Genomic DNA, 15,413 nt, shown 5'->3' on the forward strand with positions numbered 1-15,413 from the left:
TAACATGGCAAAAAGAACAGTTGCAGCAAAGAAAAGAAATGTGAAAGTAAGCGCGGTCGGACAAGCGCATATCTCATCGTCATTCAACAATATCATTGTTTCATTGACCAATGAAAACGGCGAGGTGATCAGTTGGTCATCTGCCGGAAAAATGGGTTTCAGAAGCTCTAAAAAGAATACTCCCTACGCGGCTCAGATGGTCGCGCAAGACTGCTCCAAGGTAGCGTATGACCTGGGGTTGCGCAAAGTGAAAGCCTATGTGAAAGGTCCGGGTAACGGACGCGAGTCGGCCATCAGAACCATTCACGGCGCGGGAATTGAAGTGACTGAGATCGTGGATGTGACTCCGCTTCCGCATAACGGATGCCGTCCGCCGAAAGCAAGAAAAGTATAACTATTCCGTTAAGCCAGTTGAGCGGAAAACAAGTTTGCTTGTGTTATGCCATGGCGGGAAATAGTGCAACGTGTTGAACAATAATTTAAGTTTCATTTATCTTGAAACTTGAGCTGTGATTTGATTACACCACAACTTCTCTGTAATCGCGGCTGCACAGTTTAGGCTTCAGTTTTTTAAAGTTTAATTTGTAAAATGGCTAGATATACCGGTCCAAAATCAAAAATCGCCCGTAAATTCGGCGAACCCATTTTCGGCCCCGATAAAGTTCTCTCCAAGAAGAACTACCCCCCGGGACAGCATGGAAATTCACGCAGGAGAAAAACGTCTGAATATGGAATCCAGTTGCGGGAGAAACAACGTGCGAAATATACATATGGCGTGCTGGAAAAGCAGTTCCGCCTCACATTCGAAAAGGCGGAACGTAGCCGTGGTGTTACCGGTGAGGTATTGCTGCAGTTATTGGAATCGCGCTTGGATAACATCGTCTACCGTCTGGGTATTTCCCCCACGAGAGCTGGTGCGCGCCAGTTGGTGTCGCACCGTCATATTGTGGTAAACGGGAAGATCGTAAATATTCCCTCGTATACAGTGAAACCCGGTGACGTGGTAGGTGTAAGGGAAAAATCGAAATCGCTGTTGATCGTGGCCAATGCCTTGGCCGGATTCAATCACAGTAAATATCCCTGGCTGGAGTGGGATAAAGGTACCATGAGCGGCAAAGTGCTCCACCTGCCTGAAAGAGCCGACATTCCGGAAAACATCAAAGAACAACTCATCGTAGAATTATATTCTAAACAATAATTTCATGGCAATATTAGCATTCCAAAAACCCGATAAGGTAATCATGTTACAGGAGGACGCGTTCTCCGGTAAATTTGAATTCCGTCCGCTGGAACCGGGATACGGCATCACCATAGGCAACGCCTTGCGTCGTATTCTGCTTTCCTCGCTGGAAGGATTCGCCATTACATCGGTGAAAATTGAGGGCGTGGATCATGAATTTGCGACCATTCCCGGCGTGATGGAAGATGTAACAGGTATTATCCTTAATCTGAAAAAAGTAAGGTTCAAAAGGATAGTGGAAGAGTTTGAGACGGAAAAAGTAAGCATCGCTATTTCGGGAACGGAAGTGTTTAAGGCCGGAGATATTGGTAAACTGCTGACCGGTTTCGAGGTGCTGAATCCCGAACTGGAGATCTGCCACATGAACAAAAAAGCAAATCTGAGTCTCGAGTTGACTATCAATAAAGGACGTGGTTATGTGCCTGCCGACGAAAACCGCGAATTGATCGCCTCGGACGATGTGCAAACCTTGGTGATCGACTCAATTTACACTCCGATCCGTAACGTGAGCTTTGAAGTGGATGATTACCGTATCGAACAGAAAACGGACTACGAGAAACTCACCATTGAGATTAACACCGATGGCTCCATCCAACCGAAAGAGGCGTTGAAAGAAGCGGCCAAGATATTGATCCAGCACTTTGTCCTGTTTTCCGACGAAAACAAGATCATGCTGGAAACATCCGATGCCGAAAGCATTGAGGAATTCGATGAAGAAGTACTCCATATGCGCCAGCTTCTGAAACGAAAATTGTCCGACCTCAACCTGTCGGTAAGGGCGCTCAACTGCCTGAAAGCCGCCGACGTTGAAACTCTTGGACAACTGGTTTCACACAACAAAAACGACTTGCTTAAGTTCCGTAACTTCGGAAAGAAATCGCTGACCGAATTGGAAGAGCTGCTCAATAGCCTCAAACTCAACTTCGGCATGGATATATCGAAGTACAAATTAGATAAAGACTAAAAACTGCAATGAGACATAACAAGAAAAATAATCATTTGGGACGTAAAACCGCGCATCGTTCGGCCATGTTATCCAATATGGCCAGTTCGCTCATCATGCACAAGCGCATCTTCACTACGGTTCCCAAAGCCAAGGAATTGAGAAAATACGTAGAGCCCCTCATTACTAAAAGTAAAGAGGATACCACCCATTCCCGCCGCGAGGTTTTCAGCAAGCTGCAAAACAAAGTTGCCGTCACGGAACTGTTCCAGACCGTATCGCAGAAAGTGGGGGACCGCCCCGGAGGATATACCCGTATCATTAAGACCGGATTCCGTTTGGGTGATAACGCGTCCATGTGCTTCATCGAACTGGTTGATTTCAACGAGAACATGCTGGGCGAGGGTAAGGCCGCCAAGAAGACCAGAACCCGCCGTTCACGCCGGAAAGCCTCCGATGCTGCCGCGGCTGCTCCGGTTGCCGAAGCACCTAAGGCGAAAGCCAAAACCCGGGAAGAAGCCGAAAAAAACGCTGAAGAGGAAGCGGTGAAGGTGGAAGAGACGCCGACCGCTGAAACGGGACAGGATGTGCCCGTTGTGGATGAATCCGCAGACACCGATGTGGTTCCCGAAGTGGAAGCGAAGACCGATAAGGAAAAAGCTGCTGCCAAACAGGAGGCAAAGGAAGAAAAGATAGCCGCAAGCGTAGAAGCTAAGGCAAAAGAATCAAATCCGGATACGGATAAAAAAGTCCCACTTCCCAGAGATAACGCGTAATTATCACTCGGAATAAAGGAGACGTAATAAAAGAAACGCTGTGGGTACATCGTCATCAAGACGGAGACCTGAAAAACTCAGTCGATAATGTATTTGCAGCGAAGCTGTGATTTTTAAAATGTTAAACATTAAAGAAAAGCGCCGCAAGTGATTTGTAGCGCTTTTTTGCTTTTTACCCCTCCTATCTGTCAACTTTTCACGCTACCAACTGTTTATTATTCGGAACATGCAAATGAACTGCGTGAAAAAAGCGGCGGTTCGCGAGGTGCGGGTTTATCTGCTGGAAGGCAGTCCGCATACCCTTTCCAACATGAGTGGTTTCGCGCAAAAATATTCGGAAGAGTATCTCCGTTCGATGGGAGTGATCGTAAAAACCTCTACCATTGTAAAGAATTACGACGGGGAGAAAGTAACCCTTAATAACGGAGAGGTTATCCCGACCAGTAACGTGATCTGGTCGGCCGGCGTGACAGGGAACCTGATAGAAGGAATCCCCGCCGGTTCGGTATTGCCGAATGGCAGGATCAGGGTAGACCGGATCAACAGGGTGGAGGGGCTCCCCGATGTGTTTGCCATTGGCGACGTGGCCTACATGGAAACCGGAAAATACCCCAAAGGGCATCCGCAGCTGGCCAATGTGGCGATCGGGCAGGGGAAGAACCTGGCGAAGAACCTGCGGAAGATTGTGGAAGGAAAAACCGACTTGAAACCCTATGAATACCGTAATCTGGGTACCATGGCGACTGTCGGGCGAAACAAGGCGGTGGTGGACCTTCCGTTCGTGAAATTCAAAGGCCGGTTTGCCTGGCTGGTTTGGATGTTCCTGCATCTGATGCTCATCCTGAGTGTCCGTAACAAACTGGTCGTCTTTATCAACTGGGCATGGAATTACGTCACCAAAAACAATTCACTGCGCCTGATACTGAAAGATAGTGATTGAGACAACTTTATGAAATAGTCAATTGGTACCCTTCATATCGTACCGTATCGATTCGTACCTGTTCATCTCTGTTCAGGTATTTCCGAAGTTTGGAAATCACGTTATGTATGCTCTGATCCACGTCAACACTATACTTTTCCCTCTTCACTCTCTAACTTGATAGTGCCTCCATGTGCACTTACAATCTGTTTTACCGATGACAACCCAATACCGTGACCTTTCGCCGGTGATTTTCGTTGAGATCTATAAAAATCGCTAAAGACTTTGCGTTGTTCCTTTTTGGGGATACCTATACCATTGTCGGCTACACTGATCAGAATTCTATTTTTTTCTTTTCTGGCTGATACTGTAATAACGGGTGCATTGTCTGAATATTTTACAGCATTGTCCAGCAGGTTACGCAAGCAACTATCGAAATAAAAGGGATCTACATAAATGGTATAGGCTTGGGGTAAAATATTAAATGTTACTGTAATCTGTTTTTCTCTATAGATAACCTGCGTAGATATACGCCAATGGTGATTTCAGATTGTGGATAATACTCCTTACCCGCTTTTCCTGCAAATGTAACCTGTTTATTTGCCGTCCTAATTGAAGTAACAGCACAGACAGTATCAATGCGACGGCCACAACTGCTACGCCCGATATGACGACGAGCAATGTCATACGTTGTGTTGCTGTTGTCGGGTTAAAGATAAAGTGTGAAACAAACCGGTAGGTGTCGCTTGTGCCTAACGGTATGCTAATATACACTCCTTTAGTGGTGTCGTTCAGTTGTTGAATCCTGTTTTTACCGAAATACAATGAATCTATGGTTTTATCTTTTTCTTTTGTTATAAAGGAATAGGCTGAAAGTTCAGAGATATGAGGAAAATTACTTTGAAATAAAGAGTCAATTAGATATAAATTTAAAGTATCTTTTACTAACAGCATTTCTGTCATGGATCGAAAAGGCGTTTTGCATATCCAAGACAGACCTGCGGATACGTCCCATATATCACAGGCTTAAACACCGTATCGAGGCGCAATCTGCATTGCATTTACCGCATACTCGGTTTATAAGGACTTGGAAAGGGTATTACAAAAGGAAAAATCGAGCCTCTCGCCTCTTGGACTCGCAAAAATGCTCCGTTGGCGAAGAAAAAACACCCAATTGAGGGTTGTTGTCCGATTTTTTGAACATAGGATTCAGTTTTAAGCATTGCTAAGATAATGAATAATAATTATATACGCAAATATCTCAAAGGACTTTTTCAGGGAAATTTTACCTGATTTATAAAATTTATGGTACAAAAATTATAAACTAAATTATAGCTTCGCCTTTTCGGAGAGAGTGGACTCAAAATTGCAACTGAAAGTTTTGTTTCAGTTTCTTTAAGACCTTATGAAAAGCTTTATATAAGTTATTTTATGAGATAGGTGTATTTGAGTGCTTTCTTATATATATCAAAAAAATACATAAAAAATACAAAAAAGTGGTTTTTGCCGTTTTTTTTTAATATCTTGCAAATCTATTTTTAATGCGTTTTTTAATTCGCAAATTATGGGAGATATATCCATATATAGGATTGCGCTTTTTACAATAGCTGTTGGGAAAGATCCCATCTATTTTAATTCTGTGCGCCGATATTTTCCCTATAATAAAGCAAATTTCGGACAGAATCTTGATGTTGATTATTATGTATTTACCGATCGGGATGAAACGATCAAAAGCATTATTTCTATTCCTTGTCGATCTTCTTTATGGCCTTTTACTACACTGTTGAAGAACAACCTAATTACTGATTATCTGGATACTTCTGGGGAATGGGATACTTACAGCCACATTTTCTTTATTGATGCCGATTTTGCCATTGGTGACCGATATGATTTCTTTCGGCATAATTTTCTATTGGTGAAACCCTATTGGAATAACAAGAACGGTGGAGGTTTTTTCTATGGAGGTAAAACTGAGTATTTCAGGAAACTTTGTCTGCTTTTTTATGATGAGATCCGATTTATTTGTGAAAACAAATTACCCGTTCCACGTGATTTGGATGAATTTTACTTGGGTTTGTTTAGGGAACAATACAGCGAGCAAATTCACGTAATAGACATGGATCAGCAGATCAACACCTTGGTATTCTATGATAATGAAGATTTAGATCTCAAAATTAAGCAGGCGGGCAAGTGTCTGTTTATGCAGCCCTACAAGGCGGAAGGGCGTGCTAACAAAACTTATATTGTTGATTTTCAGAATAAAAAACAGGAGTGTATTGTTAATCTCGAAGAGGGATATATTTTCAATAATTATACTTACGATTTCGGTCGATTATTGAAATTAGACGATTCCTTTTATCGCATTCTATGGAGCAAATGCCCTGAAGCAAGGGAAATCTTAAACATAAAAACCTATAAAATCAGTAAAAAGAATATCTGAAAAGGTATACATTAAATTACAATAATTGAAATACTATTCCAAAGATAGGAGAACTTGGAATAAGATGCAGGCCTCGCCTTCAAATGGTCTTTGAAATGTAGTAAGATTAGTCAAACAAAGGAAAGTTTTGACTATTGTTCTCTTCTTTTTTGTCTTGCTTCTTTTGTTGTTGAATATAACGTCGAATAATATCTTCATCAGACTAACGGTATTGACAAAATAGCTATGAGACCAAAAATGATTAGCCAATATGGTTTCTTTTTTAATTGTGGATAATTTTTGAATTGCTTTATTGCCAACTTGCCTTTCAAAGGTCCCTATTATTTCTGAAACTGAAACTTTTGGAGGAATGATCCTAAAATGCGAAAACGATATTTAGGATACCCAATAAATTGATAATCATATTACCACACTACATAATTCTGCTGCTTGTATTTATTCATGTACCCTAGTTATTCATTTTAGGTATAGAGCATCGATGAATATTGCAACCTTCAAAGAAGATGGATTTTTTAACTCAAATAAACGATGGAAAATTTTTTGATGAACACGAACATTCATAAAATAGCGCTTTTTACAATCGCGGTAGGAAAAGATCGTCATTATTTTGATTCTGTGCGAAAGTTTCTCCCATATAATAAAGAGTATTTCGGACAAGATTATCCGGTCGATTTTATACTTTTCACCGATCGCGATGAGATGATTGACGGTTTCCGTCATATTCCATGTGAAACCACAGCTTGGCCTTATACAGCGTTACTGAAAAATAATATCATTACCGATTACCTAAATCAGATGAATAAATGGGAGGAATACAGTCATATATTCTATATTGATGCGGATTTTGCCATAGGGGACAAATATGATTTTTTTTCACATCAATTTTTATGTCTAGAAATGTATTGGGGAAAGGGTGGATATTTGGGGGGATTTTATGGAGGTATGACTGAATATTTCAAAAAGTTAGCTTTATCTTTTTACGATGAAATAGAATTCATCTATAATAATAAATTACAGGTTCCTCGTGGTATGGACGAATTTTATCTCAATTTATTCTGTAATCAATATAAAGATGATATCCATGCAATTAAATTAATAAAAGAAGCCAATGTTTTATTTTTCTTTGATAATGAAAATTTAGAAGACATAATAAGACAGAAGGGAAAGTATAACTTTCTATTTCCATTAAAATCGGATGGCAGAGCAAACAGTGTAGAACTGACAAATTACAACAACCAAAAAATGGAATGTACCATAAATCTTAGTGAAAACTACATTTTCAACAATTATACGTTTGATTTTGGACGACTATTGAAAATAGACGATTCCTATTATCGTATTCTTTGGAGTAAATATCCGGAAACCAGGGAAGTCTTAAATATAAAAACACACAAAATTAGGAAACAGCCTGCCGGTAAAGAAACGCTTCAAATGTCGCCCGTATTTAGTATTGTTATGCCGATTTATAATGTCCCTCCCGAATTTCTAAAAGAATCTATCGAGAGTATTCTTAATCAAACTTTTGGAGATTTTGAGTTGCTAATTATAGATGATGGCTCCACTGAAACAGAGGGTATTGATTTAATCAGAACCTATCAAGACTCACGTATTCACTTGATAACAAATTCACACAATTTCATTGACAGCTTGAACCGGGGTATTGCCCGATCCAAAGGTAAATACATTGCCCGGATGGATGCCGATGACATTATGCTGTCCAGCCGGTTGCAGACGCAATACGATTTTATGGAAAATCACCCCGAAATAGATATTTGTGGGTCGTGGATGGAAACATTTGGCAATAGAACGGACATTGTACGTGGACCTGCTGATCATGAGGAAATCGTTTCCTCACTTCTTTTATACAACACATTATCGCATCCAACGGTTATATTGCGGAAATCATCAGTATGCAAGTGCGGAACAAATTTATATAAAGAAAACTATGCGTGTGCTGAAGATTATAAATTGTGGACAGATTTAGCATTGAAAGGCTTGAAATTTGCCACTGTTACTGAAATCTTGTTAAAGTATCGCAGTTCGGAGAAACAGGTATCCAATACTCGGCAAGAAGAAATGTTTCAATCTACTGTAAGAATACAGATGGAGTACGCCGAGCAAGTAATGGAACGAATTTTGGTCGAATCACCTCAATATGAAATTCTATTTAATGACTTGATAGCATTATTTAATGATGGAAAGATGGATTACGCTTTGTTGTTAAAAACTGTTCATGGTTTCTATAATGAATCATTTTCATAAAACAATACGAAAAAAATATGTTAGCTTCTAAGAGAAAAAAAATATTTTACATTAAAAAATATTCCATTTGGGAATTATGTAAAACCAACTTAAGCAAACTAGGGTTTGCTATTGTTCTCTCGTTAGCAAACCCTTTAACCTTAAACATGAATAGTTTTATAGAGAGAAATAGGAGAGATATCATGAGTGTTTACTTAAAAAAACAAAATATATGAATAAAATAAATTTGTTCAAGCTAAACGAGATCCAGATGGATAAAAAACAGCAGCAATTGATTTTTGGTGGAAACTTGTGTAAATGTGGTTCGTGTGGAGAATATGCTACATCTGAAGACAATAGAGTTGCTAATAGAGATAAAAATATTACAGGAACAGGGACAAATGCTCCAATATTATGTACTTGTAGTGGATCAGATATCGAGAATGTAGAGTCAGCAAAGAATGGGTAATTAATTTAAGTATTAGGCACAATTTTGTGTTCATTACCATCTTTATTAATACGGTGATTATCAATTGAATATAAAAGTGAATACTTTAAATTAATTTTGATCGGGTACTTAAAGAGGGATATATTATATATCATAATGTATCCCTTTTCATACAACTCCAATTTGGTTTCTTTGTTCTTTGAATTTTCTCCGACAAGTGCTCTCATAGGGCTAGATATTAAATTGCAAAATAGTGTATCCACTTCTCTGTGTTTTCAAGTGATTTTCGACTTTCTTTCGTTAGCACGTTTGTTAAGAGAAGAATGCCAGGGAAGCATTAAAGTTGAAGGCAAACTTGGCAATTTCCCTTGATTGTGATTGAATTGACTATAAATTAAGACTTTTTTGATTATGGATTTATATAAGAGTTATAAGTATGTGCTTAACTTATCCGACACTGTTCCTTATAAAGCCTTGGTAAATTTAAGACAACTTGTATTTGAAGTAACAAGTAACTGCAACTTGCGATGCAAGTATTGCGGCTATGGAGAGTTGTATAATACACGCCGGTTTTCGAAGGGAGAAAATATGAGTTTTATTATAGCAAAAAATATAATTGATTACCTTTTCAATTTGTGGAACAATAATGAGGTGGATTATGATCATCGTCAAACTTTCATCGGTTTTTACGGGGGAGAGCCTTTGTTGAACATTCCCTTTATAAAGAAAGTAATCGGATATATAGAGTCGCTCCCAGTTCCAAAACGAAGATCGTTCACCTATGCGATGACCACTAACGGGATTCTTCTGAACAGATATATGGACTATTTGGTTGAAAAGAAGTTTGTCCTATTGATTAGTCTGGATGGCGATAAATATGCTCACAGTTACAGGATCGACAGCAGGGGCAATAATTCTTTCGATAAAGTTTTTGTAAATACAAAACAACTCCAAAAGAAGTATCCGGATTTTTTCGCTACGAATGTCAGTTTTAATGCCGTATTGACGGATAGAGGCGATACGTTTAATATAAAAAATTTTATTTATGAAAATTTCGGAAAATATCCGACAGTTTCGGAAATAAATGAATCCGGTGTGTTGGAAAAACAAAAAGATAAATTTAATGAAATATTTCATTCTTCAGATACAGACTGGACAAATCCCAAAAATAAGGAATATACTGGTAAATTTATAGAAATTTCCCCACAATTCAGAAGCCTGTATAATATCTTAATGAGTTTGAGTGGAAATAGTTTTCGTTCGTATAATTCGTTAATGGCAAAAGAAGGCGCAACCGTTTATCCTACCGGAACCTGCTTCCCTTTTGATCGCAAGCTTTTTTTAACTGTTGGAGGAGATATTTTACCCTGTGAACGAATTAATCAGAAATTTTCTTTGGGGAAGGTAACGGAACAAGGGGTAAACATCGATTTTAAAGCAATTGCAAAAAAATACAGCCTGTATTATAGAAAGATATGGTCGTTGTGTAAAACCTGTTACGCAAAACCTGTGTGTTCACAATGCTTTTTCTATGTGGATAATTTAGAAACAAAACCTGTGTGCTTGGGATATAAAAATAAAGAGGAATATGACATGTATATTCATTCAAGGTTGAACTATTTAGCTGAAAATCCGGATATTTATTTAAAATTAATGAGAGAAACTTTTTAACATAGACACTATGAAAGACTTTATTGTGTTATTTCCGGAGACATTCTTATGGTTTAATGAATCGGAAGGCCTGTTTTACAATTCAAATGCGAAAAAATTTTTTACATTTAGTTGTAACGAGTTGATTCACAACTATTGTTTGCTTTTTAACGATCCGGCCAACTTGTATAGTGTAGCAATTGATCATTCAGACAAACAGGATGCATTGTTTTCGTCATGGTTGGATTCCATCGTAAAATATAAAATTGGTGCGATATATTCTATTGAAAATGAGGAGAAAAAACCATTCAGCCTTCCTCCTATTCTGAATTTGCGCGACGAAATTGAAGAAGCTCAACTCGACAAGAATAAATATTACAGTTCAATCAATATCGCTGAATTTTTGAATGAAATGTCATTTTTCTTATCAGGAGGAGGATTGCCTGATGAAGAACGGGAATATTATAAACAAATCATTTATCCTTATAGTGAAGAATCTTTTCTTGAATTGGGTGTAATCCATTCTTTTTTAGAAAAATCTAACACCACACATTTACGACAGGTAAATTTAATATGCTCTGATCAGTTAATCTATCCGAATATTAGGGATTTAATCGGTTTATTTGTAACGCATGGAATATATGTTACCTGTTATATGCCGGGAAGATACACGGATGCTTTTCTTCAGATAATTGATATTTTGCAGAGTACCAACTTTACGTTAAAGTTGTATTTTATCACAATAGGGGATTTTACAAAAATTCAAGACTACATAAAAGATTATAGCATTCAATACAACTGGGTATTTTTAATTAAGAATGAGAATGATTTTCTCCTTTGTGAAAAAATAATCAAAGATCACAACTTGACAAAATCAGATATTTTGCCTGTGCTGACAAGCAGAAATTTTGATTTTTTCGAGGAGAATATTTTCATTTCAAGGGATAATATTGAAAATCTTTCACTTACGAAACAAAACGTTTTTTGCAATCAGTCTATCAATTCTAATTATTGGGGGCATTTATTCATATTGCCGGATGGAAATGTCTATGGAAATTTGAATAAAAAACCTTTAGGCAGTATGAGGGAAGATGCTATGGAGTTAATAAAGCGTGAAATAAATGATCCGGAATCTTCCTGGAAATGCACTAGGGAAAAAGTCACGCCTTGCAAGGATTGTATTTTCAGAAATCTTTGTCCGCCTCCATCCAACTATGAGTTTTATTTAAATCGATTTAATTTATGTACAATAAAATGTATGACTTGAAAAAAATCACCGTTATCATTCCTTTTGCCAATGAGGGTTGCGAAGTCGAAAATACATTAATGAGTATCTTTCAATATTCGGATAACAATATAAACATTATTATTATTAACGATGCGTCGGATGATGGGTTTGATTATAAAGGTATTGCCGAAAAATACAATATCACGTACATTGAGAACAAGCAAAGATTAGGTGTTGCCGCATCACGTGAATTGGGCATAAGTTTATGCGAAACCGAGTATTTTTTGCTTTTGGACGCCCACATGCGATTTTATGACGACAAATGGATTGGTCGCATTATCGAAGAATTAAGCAAAGACCCAAGATCCCTCTTATGTGCTCAAACAAAGGTGTTAAAGAAAAAAAGGGACATTGTCATTGAAAAAAAAATGCCTCTTTACCTTCAATATAATGGTGCAATCATAAATTACTTTTATTCGCTGAGTTTTTTAGAGCCGGAATGGGTAACGATTGAATCGAATTTTTCTACAGAGTCAACAGTTTCAGTCTCTTGCGTATTGGGTGCGGCTTATGCCTGTTCAAAAAAATATTGGCAGTATTTGAGGGGAGTGGAGGGGTTACTGTCGTATGGTAATGACGAGGTCCTAATCAGTCTGAAAGTGTGGCTTGAAGGAGGAACTTGTAAATTACTGAATGATGTGGTGATTGGCCACATATACAGGGACGCCCCGCCCTATGCTCATTTTTCCGAAAAGAGGACCTATAACCGGTTATACATCGCTTATCTGTTGTTGCCAAATGCTTTACAAAAAAAGACATTTGCCATTGAAAAATTTAAATCTCCTGAAACATATTTTCGTTCTTCTCTTTTATTTTATAAGAATTATGAATTTATCAAAACCATGAAATCTGATTTGGAGAGCAAGTTTACTAAGGATTTTATTTCATTTGACAAATTAAATAGAGAAAAAAAATATAAAGAAAAAGAGACTATAAAAAATAAAGAACGAATAGTTTTAAACCGTATTTCATATATTGTCTGCCATATTGACCAATCCAAAGGTAATGGGATAGTGGCTGGAAAAATGGGAATTGTCTTATTGCTTTTTCATTATGCGAAATTTACCCATAATCCTTTTTTTTCTCAATTGGCAAAATCTCTTTTAGATAAAGTGGTTGATGCTGTCTCTGAGAATATACCATTAAATTTTGCAGATGGATTATTGGGAATAGGATGGGGTATCAAATATTTATGCCTGCATAAATTTATTAAGGGAGATGTCAATAAAATATTGTCGGATTTAGATTTAAAAATAATGGAAGTATCCCCTGCAAGAATAAATCGTTACGATTTATTCTATGGATTTGGTGGAATTGTAAGATACATACTGTGTCGATTATATTCTGAGAAGGATAGAAATAAGGGTAATAATCCTTTTACCCCTGATTTCTTATCGGAAGTGTATAATAAATCCAAGGAAATCATTGAAAATGGCAAACACAATAACTGCCCCGAAACCTATATAGAATACATTCTTTATTATGAAAATAGAAAATACATAGATCCTCCATCTGTTTATAACATTACTGTCTTACCGGACTGGAGTGAATACAGTAAAAGAAATAAGGATTTAAGTTTGAACGGGGTTATTGGTTTTTGTTTGGAGTTTATAGCATGTCAATCCGTAAATTATAATATTTAATTCATTATGAAACATCTGTCTATATTTTTAATTTTCGGTTTTTCATTCTGGACTTTTTCTGCCTTGAAAAGCCCATCACAGGAGACTCCGGGTGTAAATCCCGGGGCGCCTTTCCCTTTCCAGTTTGAATTGAAAATGAGTACCGTCGATTCGAGCAATCTCCGGATATTGTATGCCTTGAATGCGACGGACATCAGGAATATGGAAACGTACGACGATTTACAACGGTTGGAGATAGGGTCACATTTCTCGAAATACTACAGTTATTTCGTATTTAACAACGACTCCTTAGCCTCTGTTTGGATGCAAAATAATCCAAACGTCACTAACGAGCATAGAACGGTTGGATGGAAAGGCCCCATGGGAAAATACCAGGGATGGTCGGAGCACATCTATTCGGAATATTTCAAGGATTTTTCGAAGAATGAATTGACCGAATATACCCGTATGCCCAATAAATTATCGCATTTTGACAGCAGACACACAGAGCCCTTGCCCGTACAGAAGTGGGAAATAAGCGACGATACGTTGACCGTTGTAGGTTATTTGTGCCAAAAAGCGGCATGCCAATTTCGAGGCAGGAATTACACGGCATGGTTCGCAACGGAGATCCCCATCGGCAACGGCCCCTGGAAATTCGGGGGGTTGCCGGGATTGATCCTGAAAGTGTATGATGAGGAGAGGCAATTTGTCTTTGAATGCGTGGGGATTGAGAGCTACCCCGAAAAGTTCCCCATACAAATGCATGACGCCTTCACACAATTCAAGAAAGCAGATAGACGCAATCATGTAAAAATGAAAAAAGAAGCCCAGGAGAATTATTATCGGTTATTGTTGATACCAAATTCTGACGATGAAGTTATCGCCTTTCAAGATGAAGAAAAGTTAAATCCGTACAATCCCATGGAATTGGAATAAGGTTCGGGAGATTTGTATCATAAAAAACAATTTTCGATGGGACAGATTTTTCTGTATCTTTTTTGATGACAAAAGTTTAGTTTATAGCATGTCAATCCGTAAATTATAATATTTAATTCATTATGAAACATCTGTCTATATTTTTAATTTTCGGTTTTTCATTCTGGACTTTTTCTGCCTTGAAAAGCCTATCACAGGAGACTCCGGGTGTAAATCCGGGGGCGCCTTTCCCTTTCCAGTTTGAATTGAAAATGAGTACCGTCGATTCGAGCAATCTCCGGATATTGTATGCCTTGAATGCGATGGACATCAGGAATATGGAAACGTACGACGATTTACAACGGTTGGAGATAGGGTCACATTTCTCGAAATACTACAGTTATTTCGTATTTAACAACGACTCCTTAGCCTCTGTTTGGATGCAAAATAATCCAAACGTCACTAACGAGCATAGAACGGTTGGATGGAAAGGCCCCATGGGAAAATACCAGGGATGGTCGGAGCACATCTATTCGGAATATTTCAAGGATTTTTCGAAGAATGAATTGACCGAATATACCCGTATGCCCAATAAATTATCGCATTTTGACAGCAGACACACAGAGCCCTTGCCCGTACAGAAGTGGGAAATAAGCGACGATACGTTGACCGTTGTAGGTTATTTGTGCCAAAAAGCGGCATGCCAATTTCGAGGCAGGAATTACACGGCATGGTTCGCAACGGAGATCCCCATCGGCAACGGCCCCTGGAAATTCGGGGGGTTGCCGGGATTGATCCTGAAAGTGTACGATGAGGAGAGGCAATTTGTCTTTGAATGCGTGGGGATTGAGAGCTACCCCGAAAAGTTCCCCATACAAATGCATGACGCCTTCACACAATTCAAGAAAGCAGATAGACGCAATCATGT

General features: G+C 38.3%; 16 protein-coding genes and 1 pseudogene. 13 read left to right on the plus strand and 4 right to left on the minus strand.

Features of this window, described 5'->3' with window-relative positions:
- Positions 1-4: 4 nt before the first annotated feature.
- The 5 genes and pseudogenes from rpsK (at position 5) to D7D25_RS02350 (ending at position 3,899) form a co-directional block, all read left to right on the plus strand.
- Positions 5-394: a 30S ribosomal protein S11 gene (gene rpsK / locus D7D25_RS02330; protein ID WP_019541316.1), complete on the plus strand. Its 390-nt coding sequence runs from the start codon at positions 5-7 to the stop codon at positions 392-394.
- Positions 395-589: 195 nt separating this feature from the next.
- Entirely contained in the window at positions 590-1,198 is a 609-nt protein-coding gene (gene rpsD, locus D7D25_RS02335) for a 30S ribosomal protein S4 (RefSeq protein ID WP_122967307.1), read from the plus strand.
- 4 nt (positions 1,199-1,202) lie between these two features.
- Positions 1,203-2,204, plus strand: coding sequence for a DNA-directed RNA polymerase subunit alpha (locus D7D25_RS02340; RefSeq protein WP_122967308.1), 1,002 nt, complete (start codon positions 1,203-1,205; stop codon positions 2,202-2,204).
- Positions 2,205-2,212: 8 nt separating this feature from the next.
- Positions 2,213-2,707, plus strand: a pseudogene (rplQ, locus tag D7D25_RS18425) (50S ribosomal protein L17); the annotation flags it as partial.
- Positions 2,708-3,185: 478 nt separating this feature from the next.
- On the plus strand, positions 3,186-3,899 hold the full coding sequence (locus D7D25_RS02350) for an NAD(P)/FAD-dependent oxidoreductase (protein WP_255417143.1): 714 nt from the start codon (positions 3,186-3,188) through the stop codon (positions 3,897-3,899).
- 7 nt (positions 3,900-3,906) lie between these two features.
- On the opposite strand, the gene D7D25_RS18140 is transcribed toward D7D25_RS02350, so the two are convergent.
- From D7D25_RS18140 to D7D25_RS02365, 3 genes are all read right to left on the minus strand, one after another.
- Positions 3,907-4,047 (minus strand): hypothetical protein, encoded by a 141-nt coding sequence (locus tag D7D25_RS18140; protein ID WP_122967310.1) that lies wholly within the window; start codon positions 4,045-4,047, stop codon positions 3,907-3,909.
- Positions 4,028-4,303, minus strand: coding sequence for a sensor histidine kinase (locus D7D25_RS18730; RefSeq protein ID WP_158602515.1), 276 nt, complete (start codon positions 4,301-4,303; stop codon positions 4,028-4,030). The genes D7D25_RS18140 and D7D25_RS18730 overlap by 20 nt, the downstream gene beginning before the upstream one ends.
- Before the next feature lie 82 nt (positions 4,304-4,385).
- Positions 4,386-4,703, minus strand: coding sequence for a hypothetical protein (locus D7D25_RS02365; protein ID WP_148038824.1), 318 nt, complete (start codon positions 4,701-4,703; stop codon positions 4,386-4,388).
- A 739-nt stretch (positions 4,704-5,442) separates the two neighbouring features.
- Here D7D25_RS02365 and D7D25_RS02375 point away from each other — a divergent pair.
- Positions 5,443-6,318, plus strand: a complete 876-nt coding sequence (locus D7D25_RS02375) for a hypothetical protein (RefSeq protein WP_122967313.1) — start codon at positions 5,443-5,445, stop codon at positions 6,316-6,318.
- 33 nt (positions 6,319-6,351) lie between these two features.
- Here D7D25_RS02375 and D7D25_RS18735 read toward each other — a convergent pair whose 3' ends face one another.
- Positions 6,352-6,693, minus strand: a complete 342-nt coding sequence (locus D7D25_RS18735) for a transposase (RefSeq protein ID WP_122967314.1) — start codon at positions 6,691-6,693, stop codon at positions 6,352-6,354.
- 168 nt (positions 6,694-6,861) lie between these two features.
- Here D7D25_RS18735 and D7D25_RS02385 point away from each other — a divergent pair, with 168 nt between their 5' ends.
- The 7 genes from D7D25_RS02385 to D7D25_RS02425 form a co-directional block, all read left to right on the plus strand.
- A complete protein-coding gene (locus D7D25_RS02385; RefSeq protein ID WP_158602516.1) occupies positions 6,862-8,580 on the plus strand; it encodes a glycosyltransferase in 1,719 nt (572 codons plus the stop codon).
- Positions 8,581-8,791: 211 nt separating this feature from the next.
- The gene (locus D7D25_RS02395; RefSeq protein ID WP_122967317.1) at positions 8,792-9,028 is read left to right on the plus strand and encodes a hypothetical protein; all 237 of its coding nucleotides are present in this window, start codon (positions 8,792-8,794) and stop codon (positions 9,026-9,028) included.
- A 390-nt stretch (positions 9,029-9,418) separates the two neighbouring features.
- A complete protein-coding gene (locus tag D7D25_RS02405; RefSeq protein ID WP_122967319.1) occupies positions 9,419-10,678 on the plus strand; it encodes a radical SAM peptide maturase in 1,260 nt (419 codons plus the stop codon).
- Positions 10,679-10,688: 10 nt separating this feature from the next.
- The gene (locus D7D25_RS02410; protein WP_122967320.1) at positions 10,689-11,924 is read left to right on the plus strand and encodes a TIGR04150 pseudo-rSAM protein; all 1,236 of its coding nucleotides are present in this window, start codon (positions 10,689-10,691) and stop codon (positions 11,922-11,924) included.
- Positions 11,900-13,588: a glycosyltransferase gene (locus D7D25_RS02415; RefSeq protein WP_122967321.1), complete on the plus strand. Its 1,689-nt coding sequence runs from the start codon at positions 11,900-11,902 to the stop codon at positions 13,586-13,588. Before D7D25_RS02410 ends, D7D25_RS02415 begins: the two co-directional genes overlap by 25 nt.
- Positions 13,589-13,594: 6 nt before the next feature.
- Positions 13,595-14,506, plus strand: a complete 912-nt coding sequence (locus D7D25_RS02420; protein ID WP_122967322.1) for a GLPGLI family protein — start codon at positions 13,595-13,597, stop codon at positions 14,504-14,506.
- A gap of 122 nt (positions 14,507-14,628) precedes the next feature.
- Positions 14,629-15,413: GLPGLI family protein (locus tag D7D25_RS02425; protein ID WP_148038825.1), on the plus strand; the 785-nt coding region annotated here is incomplete at its 3' end.

The sequence above is a fragment of the Proteiniphilum sp. X52 genome, assembly GCF_003712195.1.
Taxonomy (GTDB): Bacteria; Bacteroidota; Bacteroidia; order Bacteroidales; family Dysgonomonadaceae; genus Proteiniphilum.